We start from the raw sequence: 2,806 nt of genomic DNA on the forward strand, positions 1-2,806 counted from the left end.
TTGGGTTCACAAAATTCCGCCAAAACCGATTGTGACAGTGGAGGGTGCGGAAAATGGGTTTGAGTGTGCAGAATTTACGTCTGATAGGCTAGCCAAACCCCACAAACCGCATCAAAAGGTAAGGGGGGCTTTTTCTACTCTGTCAGAACTAAGCCAAAAGGCTCTAACGCCACTGCTGCATCAGCTCACCTATCCGCTCCCTCACTAAAGCATCCTCCCCTTCGAGCCAAGCGGTGATTGTGGCAGCCTCGTAGCGAGTCCCCGGTGCATTCCATCCGTACATCTGGGCAATCAGGGTTTGGAGCTGTTCGGGGTAATATTCGGGCCACCAAATCAGGGCAATATCTCGTATCTTTTCGGCATCCTCTGGCGCGATTTGTGCGAGTTCCGGTTCCGCTAATTCCTCTGCTAGTGCGGGTTCGGGCGCTAGTTGCTCCGGTTCCGGTTCAGAGGGATTGTCGCCCAGTGCGCTCGGCTTCGGCGACCGCTCAGAGATTGTCGGGCGCACTGAATTTTTGGCTAAAGAGGTGAACTCGCTCCGCTCTTCTTCGGTCAGCGCCGCCCAAATCTTCTCTCGGTTTGCAGTTCCCTTGCCACAGACTTTTTTGAGCACTGGCAGAATGTCGGCGGCCGCTTGCCGTGCCGATTCGGGGTCAGGCTCTGCCAGCGCCAATCGAATCATTTGCAGCAAGTCGAGTTCGTCTTCGTTCAATTCTGAATGCTGACCTGAATGCTGACCTGAATGTAGGCTTGGTGTAGGCTGAATGTCTTGCTCTGTATGGCTCGTGTCTACCGTGTAGACTTTGGGTGAGGGTAAGACTTCCACAACCTCAGCATCAGTATTCACTTGGGCGGGAGAGGTTGATGTTGTACCGCTATCAGTTTCGAGACTTGAGTCAGCAGAAGTTGATGTTGTGCCGCTATCAGTTTCGAGACTTGAGTCAGCAGAAGTTGATGTTGTGCCGCTATCAGTTTCGAGACTTGAGTCAGCAGAAGTTGAAGTTATGCCACTATCAGTTTCGAGACTTGAGTCAGCAGAAGTTGATGTTGTGCCGCCATCAGTTTCGAGACTTGAATCAGCAGAAGTAATTTCATTCTTTTTTGCAAGTTTTGAGTTTAAGTCTACATAGTCTACACAAGCCTTGTCGGGTAAGGGTTGTAGGTCTACATTCCGGTCTGCACCCTGTAGACCTATATCTACATTTTTGGATTGACTCAACAAATCTTCTACAGTCGAAATGTCTTGGTCGGTATCTGTCCGCAATCTCAACCCTTTGATTGCCATGCCAGCGGCCGACCGCTGCTTTGTGACATCTTTCCATTCGAGGACTTCTCGGCAGAGTTCCACCAAATCTGCTGAGAAATTGTTTTTACCTTTGGCGCTGTACCCGGCTCGACGACAGTAATTGTTATAGGAGCCAAACAAAGTTGATTTAGCCGCGACATAATCCGCATCTTTCCATTCATCTTTATCGGCTCCGATTGCCGTCTGGGCCTCGGTATCGTGAATAATGCAATCGTTGACCCATGACGCCATCGGGTCGGCCCGCACCCGGTCAGCCCAAAAAGTGCCATTAATTCCGCTTTCTTCTTGAGCCAAAATGCGCTCAATTTCGGTAACAGGAATTGATAACAAATATTGGGTAAATGCGCTTAATTCCGGCTCTAATTCTCGTTCGAGGTGGGGGTTTCGCTTAATGGGGGTGTACTCGAATCCTTCTTGAATTATTCGCCGCTTCAACCAGGAAAGTCCGCTGGCAGGGAAACACGGCTGATTTGAAGTAATTAGTGCCAGACCAGAAAAACGGAAGTCAACAGCCGATTTGTACAATTGGCGACCGCTGATTTTACCCCCGCCCGTCAGTGACCTGAAGTTTGATAAATTGCCTGTGTACTTTTCTTGGTCGTCAAAAACCGCTAGCCGCTTTGTCTGTAAATCCGCGACTTTATCTGCCTTGGTTAAATCTTCCAAGTTTCCAATCCAAGTGTTTCGCTCTCCAACCACCATTGTGGTCAGTCGGGAGTAAAGCCCTTTCCCAGTTCCACCGGGGCCAGTCAGCATTAGGAATTTGTGCAAATGCGCCATACCGCGCAAGCTGGCGGCGATGAAGGCAATCAGAATGTCTTTCTTGTTCCGATTGCCATCGGTGGCCTGATTCATCCAATCGTTGATTTTTGCCCATCCAGTATTAACAGCGCTTCCTTTGTAGCTGCGCGGTAGCGACCAAGTTAGTCGGAATCCGGGGGCGTGTTCTTGCCAAGTGTTGCTTTCAATGGAAAGCACCCCATCTTCAAAGGGCAATAGTTCGTTTGATGGTCGCTCTAACCAATCGAGCTCGAATAATTTCCTTTTGAGCGACCCTAGAACGTTGGCGCAGTAGGCGTTGTTGGGTTGCAACCCCCGCGTCTGGCACATGGTATCTATGGCGCTGAGGACATAATCGTCGTTCACCGCCGCCCAAACTCCTTTATGCCGAAGTTCGTACTTCATCCAAGATTTGTGTTCGTCAGAGTAGCAGAGTTTGTCGCGCAACTCCTCGGCAAGTTCGGCTCCCAATTCTTGGGGTAAAGAAATTTTCTTCTTAGGCGATGAATCCTCGCTCCCATCAAGATTGCTCTCCCATTCCTGAAAGCTGACTGACTTCATAAGCATCCGCCTGAACTCTTCTATTCCTTTTCTCTGGATAAAATCATCCATACCTTTGGTTTCTCCTTCAGTGCCAGGTTCCCATTGTGCAGTAATGCTGCGAACGGGGACACCAAACTTAAGCAACTGGCGGCCGAGTTTCCGCTGTTCCCAAATGAC

At 49.8% G+C, this 2,806-nt stretch carries 2 protein-coding genes; one reads left to right on the plus strand and one right to left on the minus strand.

The window, feature by feature from the left end; translation table 11 throughout:
- Nucleotides 1-208: hypothetical protein (locus QUB10_RS33980; RefSeq protein ID WP_333207519.1), on the plus strand; the 208-nt coding region annotated here is incomplete at its 5' end.
- Here the strand turns inward: QUB10_RS33980 and QUB10_RS33985 are convergent.
- The coding region (locus tag QUB10_RS33985) for a DUF5906 domain-containing protein (RefSeq protein WP_333207520.1) at nt 164-2,806 on the minus strand (2,643 nt) is incomplete at its 5' end. The genes QUB10_RS33980 and QUB10_RS33985 overlap by 45 nt on opposite strands.

This window comes from Microcoleus sp. B5-D4 (assembly GCF_036705145.1).
Classification (GTDB): domain Bacteria; phylum Cyanobacteriota; class Cyanobacteriia; order Cyanobacteriales; family Microcoleaceae; genus Microcoleus.